We start from the raw sequence: 24,091 nt of genomic DNA, 5'->3' as shown, positions 1-24,091 counted from the left end.
GAACATGAGCTACGTGTTCGACATCGATTGGTGATATTGACGTATTAGTCGCGTTCCGTTACTGCCTGTTGGACGACGGCGTAAAGCTCATGTAGTTCTTCATCATGAAGCTCAAGCACCATGCGTCCACCGCCCTCGAGTGGGATCCGTAAAATCGTTCCGTGATTTGAACGCTCTGTTTCTAAAGGACCATCACCTGTTCGGGGTTTCATCGCAGCCATGAGAACTCCTCTCGTAAGCCAGATCGGCTGTTACCTAACAGTCTAGTCTATTTTTTCCTTTTTCTAGCAAAAATGGTCCATCAATACTGTCAAGGAGTAAAGATCTTCACTGCGTCGTCGGCAGTATCCACTATCCTCAGCAATTTCAAACAGTCCGGAGAAATTAGCCCCTCGCTCAGCATCGAACCACGCAACCATTCGATAAGTCCGGCCCAATACGATGTACCTACCAAAACAATCGGATAATTCGTTATCTTATGATTTTGTTCAAGCGTTAAAATCTCAAACAACTCATCAAGAGTGCCAAACCCTCCTGGGAACACGACGAATCCGGTTACATGTTTGGTGCACATAACTTTCCGGGTGAAAAAATAGTGGAACGCCATGCCCCGATCAACATATTCATTCAAAGTTACCTCGTACGGTATCTCGATTCCTAGCCCGATAGAGGTTCCATTTGCTTCGTGAGCGCCGCGGTTTACTGCTTCCATGATTCCAGGCCCGCCACCTGTCACAACAGAAATGTCATGCTGAGCTAAGTTCCGTCCGAGCTCTCGCGCAACCTGATAGTAGGGGTTTTCCGAAGATAACCGGGCTGATCCGAACACTGCCACTGCCCTATCTGAGTTCTCGAATACAGTTTCACTTGAGTCAAAATCAGCGAGGATTTTTTGAACCATATCTGATCTACCCGCTTCTTTGTCGCGGAGTTCGGAGTGGTTAACAGTCATAAGAGATATATCCTTTTGGTCACAATCTTAACATCACAGCTCCCCATTTTATGTGACGACGGCGATGGTTACTACCCTAATGACTGCTGGTTTTTGGTAGTATTTACCTATGGAAAATACTGAAATTTCACCGCAAGACCTAGCCAATAAAGCAGCAAAAGTCATTGCGGAAAAGACCGGCGTATCGCACCATGATATTGCATTAACTCTCGGCTCTGGGTGGGGCGGCGCAGCCCAACTCATTGGAGATGTAGTCGCTGAGGTTGATGCTCAAGATATTCCTGGCTTCCACGCCGCTGCAGTTGCGGGACATGGCGGAAAGATCACGTCAATCAAACTCAAGTCAGGCCATCATGCCCTCGTGTTAGGGGCCCGTACTCACTATTACGAAGGAAAAGGCGTACGCGCAGTTGCACATGGTGTACGTACCGCTGCCGCCGCTGGAGTTAAAGTTTGTATCTTAACCAACGGCTGTGGCTCAACGGTTACCGAATGGGGAGCCGGAACTGCGGTGCTGATCAAGGATCACATCAATCTTACTGGCACTTCCCCAATTGAAGGGGCACACTTCGTTGATTTAACAGATGCCTACTCACAGCGCCTGCGCACTATTGCACACGAAGTTGATCCGAGTTTACCGGAAGGTGTCTACACTCAATTCCCTGGTCCCCATTACGAAACTCCCGCTGAAGTCAAGATGGCGCGGATTCTTGGCGGGGATCTCGTCGGAATGTCTACCGCGCTTGAAGCTATCGCAGCAGCTGAAGCCGACATCGAAGTTCTTGGCATTTCGTTAGTTACCAATCACGCTGCCGGATTTGCACCAACAAAGCTTAACCACAAAGAAGTGCTTGAAGCTGGCGCCGCAGCTGGTCCGCGTATTTCACGTTTACTAGCTGACATTATTGAACGCATTTCTACGACCGTGCTCTGACGCACGATTGACGAACATTTATTGAAGGAGAAACATGTCGTATAACGTTACCGAAGTAGAAGAATGGATTGCTCACGATCCTGATAAAAACACTGCCGCTGAAGTTGCTGAGCTACTGAGCAAAGCTCAAGGCGGCGATAAAGTAGCCGAGGCTGAGCTTACTGATCGTTTCCAAGGATTCCTGGAGTTCGGCACAGCTGGTTTGCGTGGCTGTATGGCGGGTGGACCGCACCGCATGAATCGCGCCGTCGTACGCCGTGCCGCTTACGGATTAACCGCATGGTTGAAAGAAAAGGTCGGCGATGATGCCCTCGTCGTCATCGGATACGATGCCCGATATAACTCTGCAGACTTCGCTGCTGATACCGCAGCAATCGTGACGGCTGCGGGCATGCGCGCAAAGATTATGCCACGCGCACTTCCTACTCCAGTTCTCGCATTCGCAGTGCGTCACTTCGATGCTGACGCTGGCGTTATGGTCACCGCATCGCACAACCCAGCACAAGATAACGGCTACAAAGTCTATACCGGCGGACGTGCAATCGACGAAAACGGTCGCGGCTCTCAAATTGTGCCGCCGGTTGATTCGGAAATTGCTGCATATATTAAGTCTGCTCCGGCTGCGGATGAAATTAAGCTAGCCGAATCAGGCTGGGGTGTCATTGATGAAGAGTTTATCGATACCTACGTTTCCACAACCGTTGCAACAATCTCCCCTGACACTCCACGTGATGTTAAGATCGTCTACACTGCAATGCACGGTGTAGGCGCGGAAGTTATGCGTCGTGTCCTAGCAGATGCCGGCTTCAAGGACGTCGTCGAAGTAGCCGAACAAAATACTCCAGATCCAGACTTCCCAACGGTTTCTTTCCCGAACCCAGAAGAACCTGGCGCACTTGACCTAGCTATCGCACTAGCCAAAAAAGAGAATGCAGATCTAGTTATCGCCTCTGACCCAGATGCTGACCGTGCTTCGGCAGCTGTGCCGATCAACGGTGAGTGGGCCCAGCTTTCCGGCGATGAAATCGGCTCTCTCCTGGGAGAACAGGTAGCTGCCCGCATCGCAGCAGAAGGTGGCAACGGTACCCTCGCTAACTCGATCGTATCTTCACAGCTTCTCGAACAGATTGCGCATCATCATGGACTCGATTATGAAGCGACGCTGACCGGATTTAAGTGGATTTCACGAGCACACAACATCAGCTTCGGTTACGAAGAAGCTATCGGTTTCTGTGTTGATCCAGAACACGTTAAAGATAAGGATGGCCTGTCTGCCGGTCTACTTATTGCGCAAACCGCTGCCACACTCAAGACTCAAAACAAGGGTTTGCGTGACGAACTCGATCGGATCGCTACCAATATTGGTGCACTATACCTCACTGCCCCAGTGACCATTCGCGTCGACGATTTGTCGATTATCCCAGCCACCATGGACAAGGTTCGCAGCAACCCGCCAAAGGTATTGCTGGGATCTGCTGTGTCCTCCGTCGTCGACCTATCCAACGGCACCGATCAGTTACCGCCAACGAATGCGATGGTTCTACGCACTGAAGACGGTGATCGGGCGATTGTGCGTCCATCGGGTACCGAGCCAAAGGTTAAGTGCTACCTCGAAGTTATCGTGCCACTCGAAGGCCGCGATATTAACGAGGTGCGCACTCTCGCTTCGGAGCGACTCACCCGATTCAAGGCTGAAATGGGCGACGTTCTCAAACTTGGCTGATTGTTTCGTATAACTTGGTGCGGGCTAGTCAGAAGAAACTCTGGCTAGCCCGCACAGTTATATGACACCGGTAATCACAACAAATGTAGAAATAGCGCAAATCCAGACTTCCGCCTGAGTTTGCGCTATTTCCGCTATACTATGAGGCTACTCTTGCTCACTCTGGGAGAGTATCGAGAACCTTCTGGGTGCCTGATAGACCGAGTCGAGTTGCGCCAGCCTTCATAAGCTCCAATGCGAATGCACCATCATGAATACCGCCAGACGCCTTAATCTCTAGTTCGTCGCCCACGGTCTTCTTCATGATCTCAATGGCATGAACTGAAGCTCCACCAGCTGGGTGGAAGCCGGTGGACGTCTTCACGAAATCTGCACCAGCGTTCATTGCAGCTTCACAGGTCTTTTCGATTTCTTCATCCGTCAATGCAGCCGATTCGATAATGACCTTGAGTACCGCATATGGGATAGCGTCACGAACGACGGCGATGTCGTATTCGAGCTCTTCCCAAGCGCCTTCCTTTGCTAAGCCAACGTTGATAACCATATCGACTTCGTCTGCGCCTGCTGCTACTGCACGGGCAGCTTCAGCGGCTTTGATTTCAGAGGCGACTGCGCCAGATGGGAAACCGCAGACGACGGCGAGTTTAACGTCACCCATCTCGATTTCTTCTGGAAGTGGAAGCATCGAAGGTGAGACGCAAACTGAGTATGTGCCCAGTTTCTTTGCATCCTCGATAAGCTTCTTAACGTCATCCATGGTTGCTTCTGGCTTCAGCAAAGTATGATCTACGATGCCTGCTACTTCTTCACGTGTTGCCACGATTTCTCCTTTTCTCTGCAAAGGCTATTGCCCTTGATCTTCTATTTTTAGCTATGAAATACGGTCTAAAACGACAGATTCTTGTGGCTGATATTCGCCACCGATAACGATTCCGCCGTCGAGAGAAGCCAGCGCACGCTCAATTCGCGACTCATCATCGGTGTGGAGAGTCATGAGCTTTTGCCCCTTCTTTACTGTGTCACCGGGCTTGGCGAATAGTTCAATTCCAGCTGCCAACTGGACTGGTTCTTCCTTAAATGCACGTCCTGCACCGAGACGCCACGATGCTACGCCAACAGAGAGTGCATCGAGAGTAGAAAGCACACCGTCAGCTTCTGCCACAACATCATGCGTATGCTTAGCGACCGGCATCGCCGCATCAGGATCTCCGCCTTGTGCTTGAATCATCTTGCGCCATACGTCCATCGCGCGACCATCCTTAAGCGCAGCTTCGATATCTGCATCGGGCTGGCCTGCTGCTGTCAGCATTTCGCGAGCCAACGCTAGGGTCAGTTCGACGACGTCGGAAGGGCCACCGCCTGCAAGAACTTCAACAGATTCTTCGACTTCAAGACCGTTACCAATCTTCATTCCAAGTGGTGTAGACATATCTGTCAGCAAGGCAGTGGTCTTCACTCCCGCATCAGTTCCCAGATCAACCATTGTCCGGGCTAGTTCTTGAGCCTTGGCAAGATCCTTCATGAATGCGCCAGAGCCAACCTTGACATCAAGGACTAGGGAATGCGTTCCTTCGGCGATCTTCTTCGACATAATCGATGAGGCGATGAGCGGAATACAATCAACGGTTGAGGTAATGTCTCGCAGTGCATACAGCTTCTTATCAGCTGGTGCTAGTCCGGATCCAGCCGCACAAATCACAGCGCCCGGGCCTTCCAGGCCAAGCTGATGCATAATTTCTTCATTGGACAAAGCAGCACGCCAGCCTGGAATTGCTTCGAGCTTATCTAGCGTACCTCCAGTATGTCCTAGACCGCGTCCCGACAGCTGCGGAACTGCAACGCCATAAACAGCTACTAGTGGAGCAAGTGGCAACGTGATCTTGTCGCCTACGCCTCCAGTTGAATGTTTATCGGCGGTGATACGTCCGAGACTGGAGAAGTCCATCCGTTCGCCAGACTCAATCATGGCGTGTGTCCATTGAGCAATTTCTTCCCGATCCATACCGTTAAGGAAAATTGCCATGGCCAATGCTGCCATCTGCTCATCACCAACGACGCCACGAGTGTAGGCATCAATGGTCCAATCGATTTCTTCTTTCGATAGCTTCGACTTATCCCGCTTTGCGCGAATGATATCAACTACATCAAATTTTTCTGCCATAACTGCTCCTGTATTTATTTCGTATCTTCGGATTCGCGTAACGCGTATGGGGTATCAATCTTGATCAGGCTCGACTCTACTTGGGCAAGATCCGCCGGTGTGAAGCCTTGTGGCAGTACCTCGTCCATCCGCATAATTCCGGTTGGCATTGTGACGAGCAGATTTGGCCCACCATGTTCGTAAAGTAGCTGACGGCAGCGCCCACACGGTACGATAACTTCTTCGTTACCGTTGACGCAGTAAAATGCGACTAGGCGGCCACCACCGGTGCGGTGAAGCATCGAGACCAGACCATTTTCTGCACATGTACCAAGCCCGGTTGATGCGTTTTCGACGTTGCAACCTGATACAAGACGACCATCATCTACCAAAGCTGCCGCGCCGACTGGATAGCCCGAGTATGGCGCGTACGCAGTCTTCATAGCTTCGATGGCAAGCTCTTTTAGTTCTTCCCAGTTGATTTCTGGCATTTCGACTTCTTTCATCTGAAACGAGCGGTGAGCCGGCAAAGCCGGCCCACCGATCCACAAATTGTTTACTTAATGTAAGGAATGTTTTCTGCTGCTGGCGGTCGTGACTTGCCGACGAAGCCGGCCACGGCGATAACGGTAATGATGTAAGGAATCATATTAACCAGCTGCGATGGAATTCCACCGTGCAAATTCGGCATCAACAGTGCAACAGCCTTTGCGAAGCCGAACATTCCCGCAGCTCCGAGCGCCCCGACAGGATGCCACTTTCCGAGGATCATTGCAGCCAACGCAATATATCCGTTTCCGGCCGACATATTATCGGTGAACGCCAATCCTTGGCCGATCGTGAAGAATGCTCCACCAAGGCCGGCAATTGCCGAACCGAAGATCGTATTCCGGATACGGGTACGATTGACGTTAATACCGACGGTATCGGCGGCGCGTGGATGCTCACCACATGCGCGCATCCGTAATCCCCAACGTGACCGGTAAAGGAACACGGTTAGCAACGCAACCGCGATGTACATAATATAGACCAAAATTGTCTGGTCAAAGAGCATCGGACCAATAATCGGAATCTCTGCTAAGAATGGGATGCGGATTGTTGGCAATGAATATTGGTTTGTGTTGAGAACTTCCGCATTATCTGACATGAGCGTTCCATAGAAGAACGTGGTCAAGCCGAGGCACAATACGTTGAGGACAACGCCGACAATGATTTGGTCTACACCGTACTTAACCGAGAACAAAGCCAGTAAGGAACCAACAAGGGCACCTGCAAGCGGCGCAGCTAGTAGACCCACGTAAGGAGTCTTGAAGAACGATGCTGCCATGACGCCAACGAATGCACCAACCAACAGCTGTCCTTCAATCGCGATGTTGACAACTCCCACATGCTCACAAACAACGCCAGAAAGGGCACCGAAGATAAGCGGAGTAGATATGGCGACGGTAATACCAAGCGTGGATGTGAGTGTAATAGCTCCAGCCGAACCAGCGCCAGCAAAGACGAGGAAGCCAAATACTGTCAGGACAGCGACAACAATAGTTGAGATAACGTCGAGAATTCGTCCAGTTTTTCCGTACTTTCCACGGCTGAGAGTGGACACTACCGACCATATAGTGGCAATTGTGATGAGTATAAAGAAGACCCATAGCGTTGCAACTGCCGGCACCATAATATCCGGGATATCGACAGAAGATGCACGGTCGTTTAGACGAAGCCGCGCGTTACCGCTAGCACTAAGTGCGAAAAAGAGTGCAAGTAGAGTTGCAAAGCCATATGTAATTGGGAACTTCCACGAGATTTTACCGATGACCTCATTGTTGAGCGCCTCTGGGATTTCTACTTGTGGAGCTGATAACTGTTGAGAACCACGGTTTTCCATTATTCTTGCGCCTCCTTTCCGTTAGCAGGCGAGTCATCTGAAGCAGAATCCTCCGGCGTCGAAACATTAATAGCAACAGCCTTGTGCTTCGGTCCAGAGTTACTCAACGATGCGGCATACTCGCGGATACCCTTTCCATCTGGCTTTGGTAGCCGGAACATCCAACGGATAAGTGCTGGTGCTGCAATAAACAAAACAATGACGGACTCAAGGATCAGTACCATGTCAATCGGCACACCCTGTGCCTGCATTGAATAGCCACCGGCTTTGAAAGCGCCAAACAAGAGACCAGAGAAAAATACTCCCATCGGCTTGTTACGCCCCAGCAAAGCAACCGTAATCGCATCGAAACCAACCGTTCCAGCAATTCCAGATGTAACGCCCTGGTTTGCCTGATACATGGTTCCAAGAGCTTCATTTGCACCAGCTAACCCGGTAAAAATTCCTGATGTCACCATCGTTAGCGTAGTGACTTTAGCGATTGACATACCCGCAGTGCGAGCTGCGTGTGGGTTAGCTCCTACGGCTCGCACTTCGAAGCCAAATGTTGAGCGCTCAAGCAACCACCAATATACGAACACCGCAACAATGGCGATAATCAATCCTAGGTGGATCTTCGAAGGGGAAGGCAGTAATCCCGGCAATGCTGCAGTTTTTGATGCTACTGGCGTCACTGGGTTATTTTGCCCCGGTTGGTGCCACGAATCCAAAGACAACACATACGTTAACGCAAGCCCGGCAATAGAGTTCAACATGATCGTCACGATGACTTCATTTGCACCAGTTTTAGCCTTTAAATATCCCGCGATACCAGCATAAAGACCGCCGGCAATCGCGGCTGCGATTAAAGCGACAAGAAGATGGAGACCGTATGGCAAGTTGAGGCTAAAAGACACCCAAATTGCTGCGAGCGCACCGAACACGATTTGTCCCGCACCACCAATGTTGAACAAACCAGCACGGAAACCGAATCCCAAGCCGAGTCCAGCCAAAATGAGTGGTGTTGCGAAGAACAACGAATCCATCGCAGGACGCAATGCATAGGAGAGGCCACGGTTAAGGGCCGACGCATTGAAGATTGAACCCTTGAACATCGCTACATAAGCGTCAAACACTGAAGCTCCGGTGATGAGAATAAGGAGAGCTCCAAGCGCAAAAGCAATGAGTACTGCGATAATTCCGACGAGCCAGCCTGATCGTGGCGCAACATGGAAAAATGCTTTTATCCATGCCCCCGAGGTAATAGAGGTAGTTTTTTTATTACTCATTATTTCGCACCTTCCTTTGCGGATGCTTTAGCAGCCGAAGCCAAAGCTTCCTCCTGTGGGACACCCGCCATCATCAAGCCGAGAGCATCACGTGACGTGTCAGCCGGCACGATACCGATAATTTTTCCGCGATACATAACTGCGATACGATCTGCCAGTGCAACAACTTCATCAAGTTCTGATGAAATAAGCAGGACCGGCGTACTTGCGTCTCGCGCTTCAATAATTCGGCGATGGATAAATTCGATTGATCCGACATCGACTCCGCGAGTTGGTTGGCTTGCTACCAATAGCCGAAGATCGCGCGAAAGCTCTCTCGCAACAACTACCTTTTGGGCGTTACCACCTGACAACGTAGAAATTGGATCGCTAATTCGGGTGATACGAATATCGAATTCCTCCACCTTTTCATTTGCATTTGTGGCCACCACATTCGGATGCAGTGCAACACCGCTGGCATACGGTTTGTTGAGATACTGATCGAGAATAAGGTTTTCAGCAATCGAAAACGACGCAATCATTCCGTCTTTGGAACGGTCTTCAGGAATGAACCCAATACCTGCATCAATGTTTGCGCGAACGCTATGTCCTTGAATTTCGCTACCATCAAGTGTGATAGTTCCTTGTGCTGGCTCATACAATCCTAGGACTGCCTCAGCTAACTCAGTTTGTCCATTCCCTTGAACACCAGCAACTGCTAATACTTCACCGCGACGTACTTCAAATGATACGTGGTCTAGCACATGGGAACCAGCGTCATTCAGTAGCGAAACATCCTTGAATGCCAAACCTACTTCACCGAGCTTAGGGGCTTCTTTTTCAAGTTGTAGCATAACTGGGCGGCCAACCATCTTCGTTGCCAGTTCAGCCTCTGACGACGTCGGGCTGGCAGTTCCTACAACAGCACCCCGTCGGATGACGGTAATGTCATCAGCTACTGCACGAACTTCACGAAGTTTATGCGTAATGAAAACAATCGATGTCCCAGCAGCAGCTAGCTGCTTCATAATAGCCATCAATTCGTCAGTCTCTTGCGGAGTCAGCACGGCAGTCGGCTCGTCCAGAATCAGAATCTTTGCATCACGCGACAGCGCCTTGACAATCTCGACTCGTTGTTGAGCACCGACTGGCAGATCCTCGATATAAGCATCTGGATCCAAATCAAAACCAAAGCGTTTCGAGACGTCAATAACTGTTTGGCGTGCTTTCTTAATATCAATGATGCCACCAGCACCAGTTGGCTCATAACCTAGAGCGACGGATTCAGCTACGGTAAACACCGGAATCAACATAAAGTGCTGATGCACCATACCGATACCAGCAGCAACCGCATCACCTGGACCATTAAACTTGACTTGTTCACCATCGAGCAGAATATCGCCCTCGTCTGGATCATATAAGCCATACAACACGTTCATTAGTGTTGATTTGCCTGCTCCATTTTCGCCAAGAAGAGCATGGATATGTCCTTCTTCGACTACAAGGTCAATATGATCATTCGCTACAAGAGGGCCAAACCTCTTTGTAATGCCCCTTAGCTCCAGCTTCACGCTGAACCCCTTTCGTTCCTCAGTATCTAGTAATTCTGAGTTTTGTGTATCAATAATCATACCCTGTTGTCAGTTCTTTTACTGACGCAAGGAAATTGAACTAGATTCGTCTAATTACATAAAGAGTGGGACCTTACTCTATAAAAGAATAAGGACCCACTCTCTATCTTTAGTTCGTCATACCAGCTGCGTTACTAAGAATCAGTTAGCTGCTGGGGACTCAATCTTAAGTTCGCCAGAAGCAATCTTAGCTTCAAGGTCCTTAACTTCGGACTTCAACTCGTCAGAGAGCTGGGAATCGAAGTCATGGAACGGAGCTAGGGAAACGCCCTTGTTCTTCAAGGTACCTACGTAAGGACTGGTCTCGTACTTGCCATCCTTTGCGCCGTCAATAGCAGCCTTGACAGATTCGCCAATGCCCTTCATAACCGACGTGATAACGATCTCCTTGTAGTCAGGTGTGGAGACGTACCAATCGGAGTCAACACCAATGATACGGATGTTGCCAGCTTCCTTTGCGGCTGCAGCTGCACCAAGACCAACTGGTCCGGCAACTGGCATGATGATGTCTGCACCCTGCTCAATGAACTGCTGTGCTTGCGACTTACCGAGTGACTGGTCATCGAAGGAGTTGGTGAAGGAACCGTTTTGAGCTTCCTTATCCCAACCAAGAACCTTGACCGAGGTACCCTTAGCTTCGTTGTAAGCCTTGACGCCATCCACGAAACCGTCCATGAAGATTGTCACGGAAGGAATCTGGAGACCACCGAAGGTTGCAACAGTGCCCGACTTGGTAGCTCCTGCAGCAACATAGCCAGCGAGGTATGCAGCTTCTTGGGTGTTGAAGAGAAGTGCGCGACCGTTTGCTAATTCGACTGGGTTACCGTCAGCATCAGCGAAGCCGGAGTCGATAAGACCGAAGTGGAGATCTGGATTTTCTTCGGCAGCCTTCATAATAGCTGGAGCAAGCATGAAGCCGACGCCGATAACGAGGGAGCAACCATCGTCAATCATGGTCTGGGTGTTTGGACCGAAGTCGGAATCACCCTTGGATTCTGCTGTGTTAACCGAAACACCAAATTCTTTCTCTGCTTCTTTCAAACCATCGTATGCGGATTCATTGAAAGACTTATCGTCCCAACCACCAGCATCGGATACCAAGCATGCCTTGAAACCGCTGGCGTCGTCTGCAGACTTCTTGGCTTCGGTGCCGGAACATGCTGAGAGCGCCAATGCAGATGCGGCGGCAACTGCAATAAAAGACTTGAATTTCTTCACTAGTTTCTCCTGATCTAGTTTTCAGTAAGGGTCCATCTATTGACCAAAACTGTTCACCTTCTAAGAATAGGCTCGAAAAGCTATATACGCCACCCATAAAGATGTTCTAGGTCACTTTCCAATAGTTTCGTAACCAAATCGTTACATAGAGCCGTTTTTACCGCACTCCTGCGTCACACAATTTGCACTGTGTGAACTAAACTACAATACTCTATATCAATTTATGAGACAGGCTATCTTACCTATCAAACCATTATCGGCAGAATCAAAGAAGACTAGTGAGCCCCTCGGCGCGAATCTGATCAACTACGTTCTTCACATCCTGAGCTCCGTGCGCCGACACAACAAGAACAGCGTCTGCAGTATCAACCACAACGACGTCATCAACACCAACCACAGCTATCGGACGGTCATGAGTAAAAATCGTTGCGCGTGATGCTTTAACAGCGAACACAGGCTGGACTTGCTCACCACTATCGGGGATTACTATCGACGACGACGCATCGTCCGCTCGCCGTCGTAAAACCTCACCGACAGCAGCAAAATCGCCCACGTCTGTCCAACCCATCTGAGCTGGAACAACCGCTACTCCCCCGTCGGCTGCTAGTGGTTCCGCAATGGCATGGTCGATAGCAATCTTAGTAAGCGATGGCCACACGTGATCTAGCACCTGGCTACGATTATTGGTATCCCAGGCTTGCGCTATCTCTTCGATACCGGCATGTAGCTCCGGCTGATACGTAGCTAAGGCACCGAGCAACACATCCGCTTGGGCAACGAACATACCCGCATTCCAAAAATACTGCCCACTAGCAACATACGCCTGCGCCGTGTCCACATCCGGTTTTTCTAAGAACTCACTAACGTCAAACGCCCCACGAACATCGGTAACCGGATTGGCAGCGCGAATATATCCAAAACCTGTTGCCGGGGAATCAGGAGTAATCCCAATTGTTACAACGTAACCGCGCGCCGCCGCATCCATAGCTGTCCAAACAGCTGTTTCGAATGCCTCCGGTTCAGCAATCAGATGGTCAGCAGCAAACGAACCCACGATCACATTTCCATGCCGTTGCCGAATAATCGCTGCCGCGAGACCAATAGCCGCCATCGAATCCCGGGGCGAAGGTTCTGCAATAAACTGCTCGTCAGCTAATTCTGGCAGTTGCCGTACCACCGCCGGCATATGGGCTCCGCCAGTGACAATCATGATGTTGCTACTCGCCAACGGCGATAACCTGGCTACAGTCTGTTGAAGCAGACTTTTTCCACTCCCAGTTAAATCTTTCAAAAACTTTGGCGAACGTGCTCGCGAAATCGGCCAGAGTCTAGTTCCAGCGCCACCAGCAGGAATAATCGCATGTAACTCATTCATCTTCTCACCACGTCTCAGTCTTCATCTATGCTCTGTGCCAGACGCTGTCCGACATCATCCGGATCGGCTTGCGCATGCTCGGCTGAAGTCGTCGGAACTGACTGCTTCTTATATGAACGCCATGCTGCCTTCACATAAGCTTCACGTTCTTCATCCAAGTGTGCCTGTGCAGTCACAACTTTTTCTTCGGCACGGGCAATACGTCGTTTCATCCATGCTGCTCGCATACCAGTCCACGGTGGCGCAACCTGTTCATCTGTTTCATCGACCGGACGCGGCGCAATCACGCCCGTCATCGGATCGTAATTCCAGTCCAAAGTTTTCTCGACGGTTTGTGTCACATAATTTGGGTACTCTTCTGCATGCTCAAGTTGCGACTTAGTTGGTTCACCGGGAGCGGGCGGATTAGCTACAAAAGCAGCTGCCACCAACGTCACCTGAGCCAATAAATTAACCCAGACGAGGAGCGTTACGATAGCCGCGAACGGCGCGAGCAATGCATTCTCGGAAACTGACGAGACCACCGTCGTTCCCAATAAACGTAATATCGACGACGCAAGCCCAGCCAGCAGCGATCCTTTAATAAGATCTTTCAACGGCGGATGAGCACCCGACATCACACTGAACAAAAACATGAAAATTACTGTGTCAACAAGCAACGCAATAACAAACGTTCCACCTTGGATAAGGTATGAACCAACCGATCCTGGTATTCCAAGCCAGTCGAGCACAGTAGTAGAGAACTGAGTAGATACCGTAACCAGTGCGACTGTTGCAAGCGCGCCGATCCCGATCATCAAGAAACCTGACAGATCAAGCAGTTTTGCTTTCACAAAGGGACGCGGCAAGTAGGTAATCCCAAACATTCCTAAAATAGCGATCCGCAATGCAGTCATTAACGAAGCTGCCGACCATAGCAACACCAGCAGCGAAATGACCGACGCCCAGTTGACTGGATTATCAATAATTAGATCTTCCGGATCTAACAGACCTGATCCGCTCCCATCCACATCCAAAATTCCTGGAAGCGACGCATTTACCGTATCAAAAAGGGTCTGTTGGAGTTGCTCATTACCACCCAGCGTATAAAAGAATACGGTAAACGCAATGGTCAAAGCACCAGCAATGGCGAATAAAGCCGCATAGGCAATCCCGCCGGACAACAAGTATCCGCGAGCCCAACTATAGCGGCCATAAGCGCGGACCACTCGTAGCTCGAATACCCATTCAATGGCCTTATTAAGCCGGTCCATAAGGCTTGGCTTTGGGCTAACTTCCGGAGTGCTCATGCGTTATTCACCTCGTAATCAATGAGCAACGGCGCGTGATCAGACCAACGCTGATCATACGACGACGCACGGTCAACTCGTACTGATTGCGCAACTGACGCTAGCTCGGGCGAGGCCAAATGATAATCAATACGCCAGCCGACATTATTATCAAATGCTTTGCCACGCTGCGACCACCAGGTATATTCGGCCTGCTCATCACCGATAAGAGAACGCTGCACATCAACATAGCCGAACTCATTCATCCACTTATCCAAATAGGCTATTTCCGGATCGAGCACGCCGGACGTTTTGTTATGATTCGATCGCCAATTTGTAATATCTAGTTCGGTATGAACAATATTAAAATCACCGGTTACTAAGACGTGAGGAACATCTGCTGGACGGTTCTGTTGAAGCTGAACAAGTCGTGTAGAAACCCGATCTAAATGGGAGTATTTAGCCGCCATCTTAGCTTCATCGGTTGCGGTGCCAGAATGCAAATATGCCGATACGAATGTGGTACCCAGTTGTGGAATATCGACCTCGACCCAGCGGCCAGTATCTACTCCAGGTTCTGCCGGGCGATCCCAGAATGTACGCGCGTCAGCTCCCGGATCTGATTCTGGCAGGTCAGCCCCCAAACCAATGCTCACTCGGCTAACCGCATAGTCATTTTTAACAGCGACTGCTACCCCAGCGCGTCCTTTAATATCGCACGCTTGTTGATACACGCGATAGTTTTCGCCAATGAGGCTCGGAACAAGTTCTTCGGGAGCTCGTACCTCCTGTAACAACAACACATCAGGCGCAGTTGTTGTGATCCACTCTTGTATTCCTTTACGCACCGCGGCACGAATGCCGTTGACGTTACAGGTTGCTATGAGCATGACTCCCCTTCCAATTAATCAGTCATGATTAATTTTACGGGGAAAGTCAGGAATTTTTCGCGCCTGCTTCCACAACGTTCGACAAGAGCATAGCGCGAGTCATCGGACCAACACCGCCCGGATTAGGAGAATACCAACCGGAATGCTCGAAAACTGCTGGATCGACGTCCCCCATCATCCGCGACTTTCCAGTTTCTGGATCCGTCACCCGCGATACACCGACGTCGAACACCGCCGCGCCTGGACGAACCATATCTGGGGTGATCATATGTGCTACCCCGGCTGCTGCAATGATTACGTCAGCACGCCGAGTATGTTCTGCCAGATCTTTGGTAGCCGAGTGGCAGGCATCTACAGTCGCGTTGATACTGCGTGATGTGAGCAAAATAGCCAGTGGCTTGCCCACAGTTGTACCACGTCCAACAATACAAACATTGGCACCGGACCATTCGACGCCATAGCGACGCCCCAGCTCCACAATTCCCATGGGTGTACAAGCGATAGGAGCTGGAATTCCATTCGCGAGGCGCCCAATATTGACTGGGTGTAATCCGTCAATGTCCTTAGTCGGCTCGATTGCTTCCAGTACTGCTTGGGTATCAATATGGCGCGGCAACGGAAGCTGAACGATAAATCCGCTACATGCTGGATCCTCATTCAGCTTCCGCACCTGTGCCAAAACTTCCGCAGTAGTTGACTCTTCCGGCATATCAATACGGATTGATTCGATACCCACTTCAGCGCAGTCACGATGCTTCATGTTCACGTACATCATCGACCCCGGATCCTGACCGACCAAAACAGTCGCTAATCCAGGAGCGCGATCCAGGTGTGCAATCTTTTCTTTCAGCTCCGTCTTGATCTGTGCAAGTGTCGCTCGACCATCCATTTTTACCGGAATTGTCATGTGGGTGTTCCTCTCAGTGAGTCTGATCCAAGTCTGGATACAACGGGAAACGATCAGTTAAAACACTGACCCGTTCCCGCAAACCAGCAACATCTGCGTTGCGTCCATCACGCAAGGCAACAGCAATAATATCGGCAACTTCAGCAAACTCTTCATCACCAAAACCACGGGTAGCCAACGCCGGGGTACCAATTCGTAAACCAGATGTAACAGCCGGTGGACGCGGATCGAATGGAATAGCATTACGGTTGACCGTAATACCAATCTCATGCAACAAATCTTCAGCTTCTTGCCCGTTGAGCTCATGGTTACGCAGATCTACCAGCACCAAATGGACATCAGTGCCACCAGTCAATACCGATACTCCCTTGGCAGTAACATCTGGCTGGATGAGCCGTTGCGCCAGAATCTTTGCACCACGCAACGTACGCTCTTGCCGATCTTTGAACTCTGTAGTTGCCGCAATCTTCAACGCAATCGCTTTTGCAGCAATTACGTGCATCAATGGACCGCCCTGTTGCCCAGGGAATACCGCCGAGTTAAGTTTCTTGCCTAGTGATTCGTCACGGGAAAGAATCATACCTGAGCGCGGCCCACCAATGGTCTTATGGATCGTCGTCGTCACCACGTCAGCGTACGGAACTGGGCTTGGATGCAATCCAGCCGCTACCAAACCGGCGAAATGCGCCATATCTACCCACAGGTATGCGCCAACCTCATCGGCAATCTCGCGGAATGCTGCGAAATCTACGTGACGCGGGTAAGCCGACCAACCAGCAATAATCATCTTCGGCTTGTGTTCACGGGCGAGCCGACGAACCTCATCCATATCAATGAGGTATGTTTCTGGATCTACACCATAAGAGACAACGTTGAAGTTCTTCCCAGAAAAGTTAATCTTCATACCATGAGTCAAGTGACCCCCGTGTGCCAATGACAATCCCATAATGGTATCGCCATGGTTCAACAACGCATGATAAATAGCTGCGTTGGCCTGCGCTCCGGCATGGGGTTGAACATTGACATAAGCCGCGCCGAACAAGGACTTAGCCCGCTCAATCGCCAGATTTTCCGCGACGTCGACAAACTCACAACCGCCGTAATAGCGACGACCGGGATAGCCTTCCGCATACTTATTCGTCAAAACTGAGCCTTGGGCTTGAAGTATAGCCCGCGGCACAAAATTCTCCGATGCAATCATTTCCAACGTGGCACGTTGGCGACCCAGCTCATCATCTAAAACCTGAGCAATCTCAGGATCTAATTCAGCAAGCGAAAGATTGAAAGAATCTGTCACTTCCAGCCTCCTTGGGGACTTTCAAAAACAATACGATTTCATTCTACGCTCACCCTCCCACACTTTTTGAAATCGTCTGCATTCTAGGACGCCCATTCCCACCTCGTGACCAAAACGATTAAAATGTTCTTATGGAAAATTCAACACTTACGTCTCATTCACTCGTATTCACATTGTCATGCCCAGATCAACCAGGCATCGTTTATGCAGTAACTGGTCTATTGACTCAAGTCGGCGCGAATGTCACACAGTCACAGCAATATCGAGACGCAAGCCAAAACCGTTTTTATATCCGTCTTCAAGCAGATGTTCCCGGTGGCCGTTCCACAATCGACGCTGCGTTCGCCGCATTAGCAGCCCGTTTTGATATGGACTACACCATATCTGACGCAAGCCCAATGCGAACCATCATTATGTGTTCTAAAGATCCACACTGCTTGAGTGATTTGCTCGCCAAACAACGAGAAGGCCGGATCCCGATCGACGTCGCCGCCGTCGTCTCCAATCACGAGACATTACGTCCTCTCGCTGAATTTTATGGAGTTCCATTCATACACATTCCCGTTACCAAAGGTACAAAAGCACAGGCAGAAGCTGAGTTACTCAAACTGGTTGACGATTACGACGCCGAACTTGTTGTACTGGCACGGTACATGCAAATTTTGTCCGATGATATCTGCCGCACCTTATCTGGCCGGATCATTAATATCCATCATTCGTTCTTGCCTTCGTTTAAGGGCGCTCGGCCATATGCCCAGGCACACGCTCGTGGCGTTAAGCTTATCGGCGCTACCGCGCACTATGTAACGGCAGACCTTGACGAAGGCCCAATTATTGAGCAAGACGTCGTACGCGTATCTCATGCCCACGATGTTCATGAATTGCAGGCTATGGGAGCCGAAGTGGAACGTCAGGTTCTGTCCCGAGCAGTACGCTGGCATGCCGAACATCGCGTGCTCCATCAGGGGCTACGCACAGTCGTATTTGGATAACGCGTTATGGCTGTTAATCGAGCAGATGTGACGGAATCACGTCACATGCACTGACGTCGGTTGGTAGTTCTTTCACTACGTGGGCGGGGCTACCAACCGCTACTGTGTTGGCCGGAATATCCCTAGTGACAACCGATCCAGCACCGATAACACTATTATCTCCGATACTGACGCCGGGAAGAACCATCACTCCAGCACCCAGCCAAACATTGTTTCCGACGACGATAGGGCTACCACCCTCCCAGCCTTCACTACGCAAGGTAGGTTCAAGTGGGTGCCACGCAGTTAGCAGCTGAACGCGTGGCGCGATCTGGCAGTTCTTGCCAATAGCAATCGGGGCGACATCGAGAAAAATACAGTCATAATTGACGAACGTACCATCACCAATCGTCACGTGTTTTCCATAGTCGACACGCAACGGCGCCCGCACAATAACTCCTTCACCGACACGGCCAAGCCAACGCTTCAGCACTTGATAATGGGCATCCCAATCGGCGGACGGTAACGAATTAAATTCGTCTTGGCATGACATCGCATGACTGTGGATCTCTTGAAATTGTGTACCCTCTGGCTTGTACAGTTCACCGTTAAGCATACGCTGGTACAGTTCTTCGTCGCGTGTCATAGCCAACAGTCTACTCGGTCAGCTTCCTGCAAAACACTGTTGCCTCAAACTTCAGGACATTTTTCTCTGGAAACCCAATAATAGTCCCAAACATCAGGAATGAAGAACCCCGGAAACCGCTTCGATTCAAAAGTCTCTAAATCTGGTAGGTGATAACGGATCCGCGTCGGGAAACCCGGAATACTAGGTTTAACTACTTCACTCGCTAGCGGGAAGAAACCTGTTGGATTACCAACTTGACGCACCCAACGTCTGTCTATGATGCCCCAATAACCATAGATGTGACGAGCTCGAGAAGAGACACCTGCTTGTCTGCGGTTAACCTGAGATTCGTGTGCACGGATGAGTGCCTCCCCTAAATAGTATGATCCTTTAGTTCCTCTTGCCGCAGGCGCCATTATGTACACATCAATGAGAACAGCTAGTAGCAAAATACTGTAACTCACGATTGCTATCAACCATGGGAGCCACGCTATTTCCGAACCAGAACTACTGTACGTAGCTAACGGCATCAGCGAAACCACTAGACCAAAAACCAATTGGTTGGAGACTATCAGAGGATAACGGAAAGCGTCCCCACCTCGTCGCTTTATTACAGGAATAAACGCATCAATGAAAATGAGATAAAAGAGCACACTGAGAAACACAACTGCCAGTAAAATCGACACAGCCATCTTAAAGCTAAAAACAGTCCCATATAGCGCCCCTTGAGTGAACGCAAACAAAATTCCTAGTAGCCTTTGCACTGTGCGCAGCCTTAGATATTTTCTTTTCGCTTGTTTGCTGTCATCGTCAATGCCGCTCGCCAGCTTTACGCTATTTTGTGCACGTATCCAATGCCGGGATTCAATTAGTGGCAATAATGACTGAACGTTGTATCTGTCGAGGGTCCAACTCTGGATGGATATGTAGAAATAGAAAAGCAGATCCACAGCTACCAAGACATATTGGGCTTTATTAAGCAGAATAATCAAGAGAAGCAAAAGGTACAGCCGAAAGACACATAGAAAGATTGACATGTGTTGGTAGTACATCAAATCGCGAAGAGTAGAATGCTTTTCTTGATAGCCACAGATATCCCTATTATTGCCCACCGTATCAATGTCGCCCAAGGAGTCGGGCGATTTTTTTAGCCTGATACTGGCATTCAATAATGACACTGTTGCCGCAATTCCTACCGCAGCCACAACCGCAAAAGCGGCATATACTTCAGCGTCTGAACAATAACTAACAGCTGTATGTAGCATCGAACGCTGCATCTCGAATAGGACAAAAGAATCTCGAGAATAATTCTCTTTTTGGAATGACATAATCGCGGAAAGAATTAATAATACCTCCACGATCGTTACTGCAAGAACAGTATCTCCTAATACAATTCGCCACCACGGCGAACTATCTTTGCTGTTAACCCAGCGTTCCCGGCGAATATTTTTAGTAGTGAACGCGAATCGTCCAGCACATTGTGAAGCTTGTTTAGTCGCACTTCTTGCGTTTCTCATACTATTCCTGTCTAGACTATTACGTTTCGCTCGCTCCTACATAATATTCTAATAAGTACGGAAAACACAGAAAGATATCCGCACATTGAAAGGCAGTGTTTCAGGTACGAAATTTTAACTGGATGTCTTATTCAATCCCCCGAGCCGCCGCCCATCGAGATAGTTCATAACGGTTTGACAGCTGAAGTTTGCGTAGCACTGCCGAGACGTGAGTTTCCACGGTTTTGATAGAGATGAATAATTCGGAAGCAGTCTCCCGATAGGTATAGCCGCGAGCGATTAACCGCATGACTTCTTGCTCACGTTGTGAAAGTCGATCTAATTCTTCGTCACGTTCGGCTACATCTGCTGCTTGCGCGCCAAAGGCATCGAGAACAAAACCTGCTAGCCGCGGGGAGAATGCAGCATCGCCAGCCGCTACTCGCGTTATTGCTTCCACGAGTTCTTCTGCACTGACGGCCTTCGTCACGTAGCCGCGAGCGCCAGCACGAATAACAGCCACAACGTCCTCCGCCGCGTCAGAAACCGACAACGCCAGAAACCGAGTAGCTACCCCAGCTTGCAAAACGCGCCGAGCGACCTCAGCTCCACCACCACCATGCCCGCCGGGCAGATGGACGTCCAACAACACGACGTCGGGAACGGACTCGCCTGCCATACCAGTTAATAGTATTACGGCACTATCAACCGAATCTGCTTCACCGACATATTCGATTTGGGAAAACTGTTCCAGTTGTGCCCGCACTCCGGCACGAACGAGGCCGTGATCATCAACAATAAAAACAGACAGACTCATGACTTATCCTCTTTGACAACCCGCATTCTTATTTCTGAACCTCCACTGGGTAACGGTGAACGGATCTCAACTTCTCCATTCACCTTAGCAATGCGTCCCCGAATCGAGTCTCTGATGCCTGCGCGATCCGCTGGAATAGAATCCACATCGAATCCCGGGCCACGATCACGCACGAACACCTCGCATACCTCTTCACTGAGCTGAGCAAACAGCGATATTTTTCCTGGCGCATGCTTGGCAGCATTTGTCAGCGCTTCCCTGCTGGCACCGAGCAATGCATGCGTGCGGGCACTAGGCACCGCATCTCCGGTAATAACCGCATCTATCTCGGTATGGAACCGCTGATCTATATCTGCCGCGATACGCGAGATGCCGTCGGCAACAGACGTTCCTGCATCAGCCCGATCAGAATACAAGTAGCGACGTAAATCTCGCTCCTGTGCTCGCGCCAGACTCGCAACCTCTTCTGGCGATTCTGCTCGAGAACGAATTAACGCCAGCGTTTGAAGTACTGAATCGTGCAGATGAGCCGCAATATCTGCACGTTCAGATTCCCGAATTCGCTGTACATATATATCTTGCAGCTGAGTTCGGTTATGCAACAAAACTGGAACTATCACCACGGCCAGAGCAATAAGAACAGCAAGTCCCATACCGAGACTCGCCACAGTTTCATAAAAACCGTACTGCGTACTGGTGAACGTCAAAGCTCCGCTCACCGCAATAAGCGCACCGGTAATTGTCCACCCAATCGGAGCAGAATCGCTACTTATCGGGTGTGACCATGCAATGCCCGCACCGGCCAAAACAATTAAAAACGGAATGAGATTACTACCATACCCGCTACTGACAAGCACGATGCCAATTGCGCTTGCTAACAAAATGAGAGCAGTAAGAATCAGTGGCTTACGCGCCGGGTTATCTATCTTCTGTTCTAACTCCAATTTCGGTGCAAGCCGGCGTTGATACCCGGATAAACCAGGGTCTTTTGGCATCAGCACTGCCAGGATCATGTACGCAAAGAGACCTGCGCCAAAGAATGGGATAGCCAAAACAAATGTCCACCGCCATGCGACGACAGATCCGCCCAAATGAACACTTAATCCACGCGCTACTCCGGCAACAACACGCGGCGAGCGACGAACTAGTGGCGGGCGCTCGATCACCCCTGGCGCCCGTAAGTGCGAATAGTTATTGTTCATCGTCATAGCATCTATCATTCCACACGCCTCCACCACATTTTTACCCTGAGGCCTAAAATCAGGGGCAAATCAGGGTGCCACCTGATAGCCGATGAACGTTTCATCTGTCACGATGAAAATATGAACATTTTCGAACGGTTAACCGCCCAACCGATACGGCGGACGGACGACGGATACCTCGCTGGTATCTGCGCCGGACTATCTCACCGCTGGGAGATCTCTCCCATCTTGCTTCGACTAGCAGCAATCATTCTGGCATTTTTCGCTGGCATTGGTATTATCGCTTACGGCCTTGCCTGGCTCCTTCTACCGCATGATCCAGACAACCGCATCGAGCTCGAAGAAGTCGTCGAGGGTCGGCTCTCCGGGGGATTCGCTGCTAGCCTCGCTATGCTCGTCATAGGAATATGGGTCTTCTTCGAAGAGCTGGCCCATCAGCACTGGCTGTTCTATTCTCGGTTCTCTGGATCTCTACTTATCGTGGCAGTCATTATGATGACGGTTGTCATCATTTTGCGGAAGAAACACGACACCCATCCAGCTACTGTCTCAGCACATTCTTTCGCCGCACATGACCAGGCTGATGACGCATCAGTCGCTGCGCCGTCGTCGTTAGAACAAAAAACAGAGCCACAACCACGCTCTCAACTACGCCCCCGCACTCCTGCAGTCTCTGGAGCGTTTATTCTCATTACACTCGCGTTATGCGCCAGCGCCGCAGCTGTCACTATGCTCGTCACTCCCCGAACCATCTCGTCAGCTTTACTTATCCTTGGCATTCCCCTCACAATCCTTGGAATCAGCATTATTTTGGCAGGAGTCCGTGGAAAGAGAAGCACCTGGCTCAGCTTCATCGCAATGCTCCTGGTTTTTCCAGTCGTTACACTTACCCCCATATCCTTCCTTATTCCCCAAGCCATCATGGACAATGACAATCTCAAGTTCTTCGCTGAAACGGATCGAACTGGTTCCGCCGGAGTTATAGATCACCACAAGCACAGCACCACTCACTTGGCTGATAAAAGTAGCATCAGCGCAGTGTTCACTGACTCGAAATATGTCTTAGATCGCAACGACCCAGTCATTCTTGACATCACTCTGACCGGGACTATCACAATGGACGACATGGGAGGATGGAAAGTACACGATCACAACGGAGAAACTTATATCACGCCAACACCAGAAATCCACTCAGAGCGCAATGGTGACAGATTTGGAGATCCACAACCCGACACCCCGATTGAGCCCGACGAATGGTACGTTATTCCCAACGAGACGATGATCAACAGTTCTCACGCACCAAAGTCTCATATAACAATTACGAGCCCGGCAGCTCAACAAGACCCCAAATCGGCCCGACGTATCACTATTACCTATGCAGTTGGTGATGTACGCCTGTCAGAAACACTCAACGGCCAAGATGCGGTGACATTCATTGCCCAACAGCGTGGAATCCCCATCGATTCTGATACGCCCGCGTTAGAGGCAGCCCCTGCCCAATCAGAGAACTAGG

General features: G+C 50.1%; 22 protein-coding genes. 4 read left to right on the top strand and 18 right to left on the bottom strand.

What is annotated here, in order from left to right:
• Window positions 1–44: 44 nt before the first annotated feature.
• Together KSO86_RS00915 and KSO86_RS00910 are read right to left on the bottom strand one after the other, a co-directional pair.
• On the bottom strand, window positions 45–221 hold the full coding sequence (locus KSO86_RS00915) for a DUF3117 domain-containing protein (RefSeq protein WP_216378328.1): 177 nt from the start codon (window positions 219–221) through the stop codon (window positions 45–47).
• Between the two features lie 89 nt (window positions 222–310).
• Window positions 311–952, bottom strand: a complete 642-nt coding sequence (locus tag KSO86_RS00910; RefSeq protein ID WP_216378329.1) for an LOG family protein — start codon at window positions 950–952, stop codon at window positions 311–313.
• A gap of 109 nt (window positions 953–1,061) precedes the next feature.
• Here KSO86_RS00910 and KSO86_RS00905 point away from each other — a divergent pair, with 109 nt between their 5' ends.
• Entirely contained in the window at window positions 1,062–1,886 is an 825-nt protein-coding gene (locus KSO86_RS00905) for a purine-nucleoside phosphorylase (protein WP_216378330.1), read from the top strand.
• 34 nt (window positions 1,887–1,920) lie between these two features.
• Window positions 1,921–3,609 (top strand): phospho-sugar mutase, encoded by a 1,689-nt coding sequence (locus tag KSO86_RS00900; RefSeq protein ID WP_216378331.1) that lies wholly within the window; start codon window positions 1,921–1,923, stop codon window positions 3,607–3,609.
• Between the two features lie 157 nt (window positions 3,610–3,766).
• Here KSO86_RS00900 and deoC read toward each other — a convergent pair whose 3' ends face one another.
• The 12 genes from deoC to glyA all read right to left on the bottom strand — a co-directional run bounded on the left by deoC (window position 3,767) and on the right by glyA (window position 17,464).
• Window positions 3,767–4,429: a deoxyribose-phosphate aldolase gene (deoC, locus tag KSO86_RS00895; RefSeq protein ID WP_216378332.1), complete on the bottom strand. Its 663-nt coding sequence runs from the start codon at window positions 4,427–4,429 to the stop codon at window positions 3,767–3,769.
• 51 nt (window positions 4,430–4,480) lie between these two features.
• Window positions 4,481–5,770 (bottom strand): thymidine phosphorylase, encoded by a 1,290-nt coding sequence (locus KSO86_RS00890; protein WP_216378333.1) that lies wholly within the window; start codon window positions 5,768–5,770, stop codon window positions 4,481–4,483.
• Window positions 5,771–5,784: 14 nt separating this feature from the next.
• A complete protein-coding gene (locus KSO86_RS00885) occupies window positions 5,785–6,240 on the bottom strand; it encodes a cytidine deaminase (RefSeq protein WP_222831869.1) in 456 nt (151 codons plus the stop codon).
• A gap of 65 nt (window positions 6,241–6,305) precedes the next feature.
• Window positions 6,306–7,631 (bottom strand): ABC transporter permease, encoded by a 1,326-nt coding sequence (locus tag KSO86_RS00880; protein ID WP_216378334.1) that lies wholly within the window; start codon window positions 7,629–7,631, stop codon window positions 6,306–6,308.
• The gene (locus KSO86_RS00875; RefSeq protein ID WP_216378335.1) at window positions 7,631–8,899 is read right to left on the bottom strand and encodes an ABC transporter permease; all 1,269 of its coding nucleotides are present in this window, start codon (window positions 8,897–8,899) and stop codon (window positions 7,631–7,633) included. Before KSO86_RS00875 ends, KSO86_RS00880 begins: the two co-directional genes overlap by 1 nt.
• Entirely contained in the window at window positions 8,899–10,449 is a 1,551-nt protein-coding gene (locus KSO86_RS00870) for an ABC transporter ATP-binding protein (protein WP_216378395.1), read from the bottom strand. Before KSO86_RS00870 ends, KSO86_RS00875 begins: the two co-directional genes overlap by 1 nt.
• A 201-nt stretch (window positions 10,450–10,650) precedes the next feature.
• Window positions 10,651–11,727 carry a BMP family lipoprotein gene (locus KSO86_RS00865; RefSeq protein ID WP_216378336.1) on the bottom strand — a complete coding sequence of 359 codons (1,077 nt, stop codon included), beginning with the start codon at window positions 11,725–11,727 and terminating at the stop codon, window positions 10,651–10,653.
• A 265-nt stretch (window positions 11,728–11,992) separates the two neighbouring features.
• A complete protein-coding gene (locus KSO86_RS00860) occupies window positions 11,993–13,102 on the bottom strand; it encodes a mannose-1-phosphate guanylyltransferase (RefSeq protein ID WP_216378337.1) in 1,110 nt (369 codons plus the stop codon).
• Between the two features lie 14 nt (window positions 13,103–13,116).
• Window positions 13,117–14,391: a YihY/virulence factor BrkB family protein gene (locus tag KSO86_RS00855; RefSeq protein ID WP_216378338.1), complete on the bottom strand. Its 1,275-nt coding sequence runs from the start codon at window positions 14,389–14,391 to the stop codon at window positions 13,117–13,119.
• The gene (locus KSO86_RS00850) at window positions 14,388–15,260 is read right to left on the bottom strand and encodes an exodeoxyribonuclease III (protein WP_216378339.1); all 873 of its coding nucleotides are present in this window, start codon (window positions 15,258–15,260) and stop codon (window positions 14,388–14,390) included. Before KSO86_RS00850 ends, KSO86_RS00855 begins: the two co-directional genes overlap by 4 nt.
• Before the next feature lie 46 nt (window positions 15,261–15,306).
• Window positions 15,307–16,167 (bottom strand): bifunctional methylenetetrahydrofolate dehydrogenase/methenyltetrahydrofolate cyclohydrolase, encoded by an 861-nt coding sequence (locus tag KSO86_RS00845; RefSeq protein ID WP_216378340.1) that lies wholly within the window; start codon window positions 16,165–16,167, stop codon window positions 15,307–15,309.
• A gap of 13 nt (window positions 16,168–16,180) precedes the next feature.
• The gene (glyA, locus tag KSO86_RS00840) at window positions 16,181–17,464 is read right to left on the bottom strand and encodes a serine hydroxymethyltransferase (RefSeq protein ID WP_216378341.1); all 1,284 of its coding nucleotides are present in this window, start codon (window positions 17,462–17,464) and stop codon (window positions 16,181–16,183) included.
• Between the two features lie 131 nt (window positions 17,465–17,595).
• Here glyA and purU point away from each other — a divergent pair, with 131 nt between their 5' ends.
• Entirely contained in the window at window positions 17,596–18,456 is an 861-nt protein-coding gene (purU, locus tag KSO86_RS00835) for a formyltetrahydrofolate deformylase (protein WP_216378342.1), read from the top strand.
• Between the two features lie 13 nt (window positions 18,457–18,469).
• Here the strand turns inward: purU and KSO86_RS00830 are convergent, their stop codons facing one another.
• From KSO86_RS00830 to KSO86_RS00815, 4 genes are all read right to left on the bottom strand, one after another.
• Window positions 18,470–19,081, bottom strand: coding sequence for a sugar O-acetyltransferase (locus KSO86_RS00830; RefSeq protein ID WP_216378343.1), 612 nt, complete (start codon window positions 19,079–19,081; stop codon window positions 18,470–18,472).
• A gap of 44 nt (window positions 19,082–19,125) precedes the next feature.
• Window positions 19,126–20,580 carry a hypothetical protein gene (locus KSO86_RS00825; RefSeq protein WP_216378344.1) on the bottom strand — a complete coding sequence of 485 codons (1,455 nt, stop codon included), beginning with the start codon at window positions 20,578–20,580 and terminating at the stop codon, window positions 19,126–19,128.
• Window positions 20,581–20,707: 127 nt separating this feature from the next.
• Window positions 20,708–21,376, bottom strand: a complete 669-nt coding sequence (locus KSO86_RS00820) for a response regulator (protein ID WP_216378345.1) — start codon at window positions 21,374–21,376, stop codon at window positions 20,708–20,710.
• A complete protein-coding gene (locus tag KSO86_RS00815) occupies window positions 21,373–22,596 on the bottom strand; it encodes an ATP-binding protein (RefSeq protein ID WP_216431727.1) in 1,224 nt (407 codons plus the stop codon). The genes KSO86_RS00820 and KSO86_RS00815 overlap by 4 nt, the downstream gene beginning before the upstream one ends.
• 102 nt (window positions 22,597–22,698) lie before the next feature.
• Between KSO86_RS00815 and KSO86_RS00810 the strand changes: the two genes are divergently transcribed.
• The gene (locus tag KSO86_RS00810) at window positions 22,699–24,090 is read left to right on the top strand and encodes a PspC domain-containing protein (RefSeq protein ID WP_216378347.1); all 1,392 of its coding nucleotides are present in this window, start codon (window positions 22,699–22,701) and stop codon (window positions 24,088–24,090) included.
• Window position 24,091 lies beyond the last annotated feature (1 nt).

The organism is Arcanobacterium phocae, assembly GCF_018913465.1.
In the GTDB taxonomy this organism is placed as follows: domain Bacteria; phylum Actinomycetota; class Actinomycetes; order Actinomycetales; family Actinomycetaceae; genus Arcanobacterium; species Arcanobacterium phocae_A.
Note: the sequence above shows the minus strand (reverse complement) of the source record. Positions and strands in the feature narration are given on the sequence as shown.

Excerpts from the sequence above, each read along its gene's own strand:
- KSO86_RS00915 (WP_216378328.1), bottom strand. The coding sequence starts at position 221 with ATGGCTGCGATGAAACCCCGAACAGGTGATGGTCCTTTAGAAACAGAG.
- KSO86_RS00910 (WP_216378329.1), bottom strand. The coding sequence starts at position 952 with ATGACTGTTAACCACTCCGAACTCCGCGACAAAGAAGCGGGTAGATCA.
- KSO86_RS00905 (WP_216378330.1), top strand. The coding sequence starts at position 1,062 with ATGGAAAATACTGAAATTTCACCGCAAGACCTAGCCAATAAAGCAGCA.
- KSO86_RS00900 (WP_216378331.1), top strand. The coding sequence starts at position 1,921 with ATGTCGTATAACGTTACCGAAGTAGAAGAATGGATTGCTCACGATCCT.
- KSO86_RS00890 (WP_216378333.1), bottom strand. The coding sequence starts at position 5,770 with ATGGCAGAAAAATTTGATGTAGTTGATATCATTCGCGCAAAGCGGGAT.
- KSO86_RS00885 (WP_222831869.1), bottom strand. The coding sequence starts at position 6,240 with ATGCCAGAAATCAACTGGGAAGAACTAAAAGAGCTTGCCATCGAAGCT.
- KSO86_RS00880 (WP_216378334.1), bottom strand. The coding sequence starts at position 7,631 with ATGGAAAACCGTGGTTCTCAACAGTTATCAGCTCCACAAGTAGAAATC.
- KSO86_RS00875 (WP_216378335.1), bottom strand. The coding sequence starts at position 8,899 with ATGAGTAATAAAAAAACTACCTCTATTACCTCGGGGGCATGGATAAAA.
- KSO86_RS00860 (WP_216378337.1), bottom strand. The coding sequence starts at position 13,102 with ATGAATGAGTTACATGCGATTATTCCTGCTGGTGGCGCTGGAACTAGA.
- KSO86_RS00855 (WP_216378338.1), bottom strand. The coding sequence starts at position 14,391 with ATGAGCACTCCGGAAGTTAGCCCAAAGCCAAGCCTTATGGACCGGCTT.
- KSO86_RS00850 (WP_216378339.1), bottom strand. The coding sequence starts at position 15,260 with ATGCTCATAGCAACCTGTAACGTCAACGGCATTCGTGCCGCGGTGCGT.
- KSO86_RS00845 (WP_216378340.1), bottom strand. The coding sequence starts at position 16,167 with ATGACAATTCCGGTAAAAATGGATGGTCGAGCGACACTTGCACAGATC.
- purU (WP_216378342.1), top strand. The coding sequence starts at position 17,596 with ATGGAAAATTCAACACTTACGTCTCATTCACTCGTATTCACATTGTCA.
- KSO86_RS00830 (WP_216378343.1), bottom strand. The coding sequence starts at position 19,081 with ATGACACGCGACGAAGAACTGTACCAGCGTATGCTTAACGGTGAACTG.
- KSO86_RS00825 (WP_216378344.1), bottom strand. The coding sequence starts at position 20,580 with ATGAGAAACGCAAGAAGTGCGACTAAACAAGCTTCACAATGTGCTGGA.
- KSO86_RS00820 (WP_216378345.1), bottom strand. The coding sequence starts at position 21,376 with ATGAGTCTGTCTGTTTTTATTGTTGATGATCACGGCCTCGTTCGTGCC.
- KSO86_RS00815 (WP_216431727.1), bottom strand. The coding sequence starts at position 22,596 with ATGATAGATGCTATGACGATGAACAATAACTATTCGCACTTACGGGCG.
- KSO86_RS00810 (WP_216378347.1), top strand. The coding sequence starts at position 22,699 with ATGAACATTTTCGAACGGTTAACCGCCCAACCGATACGGCGGACGGAC.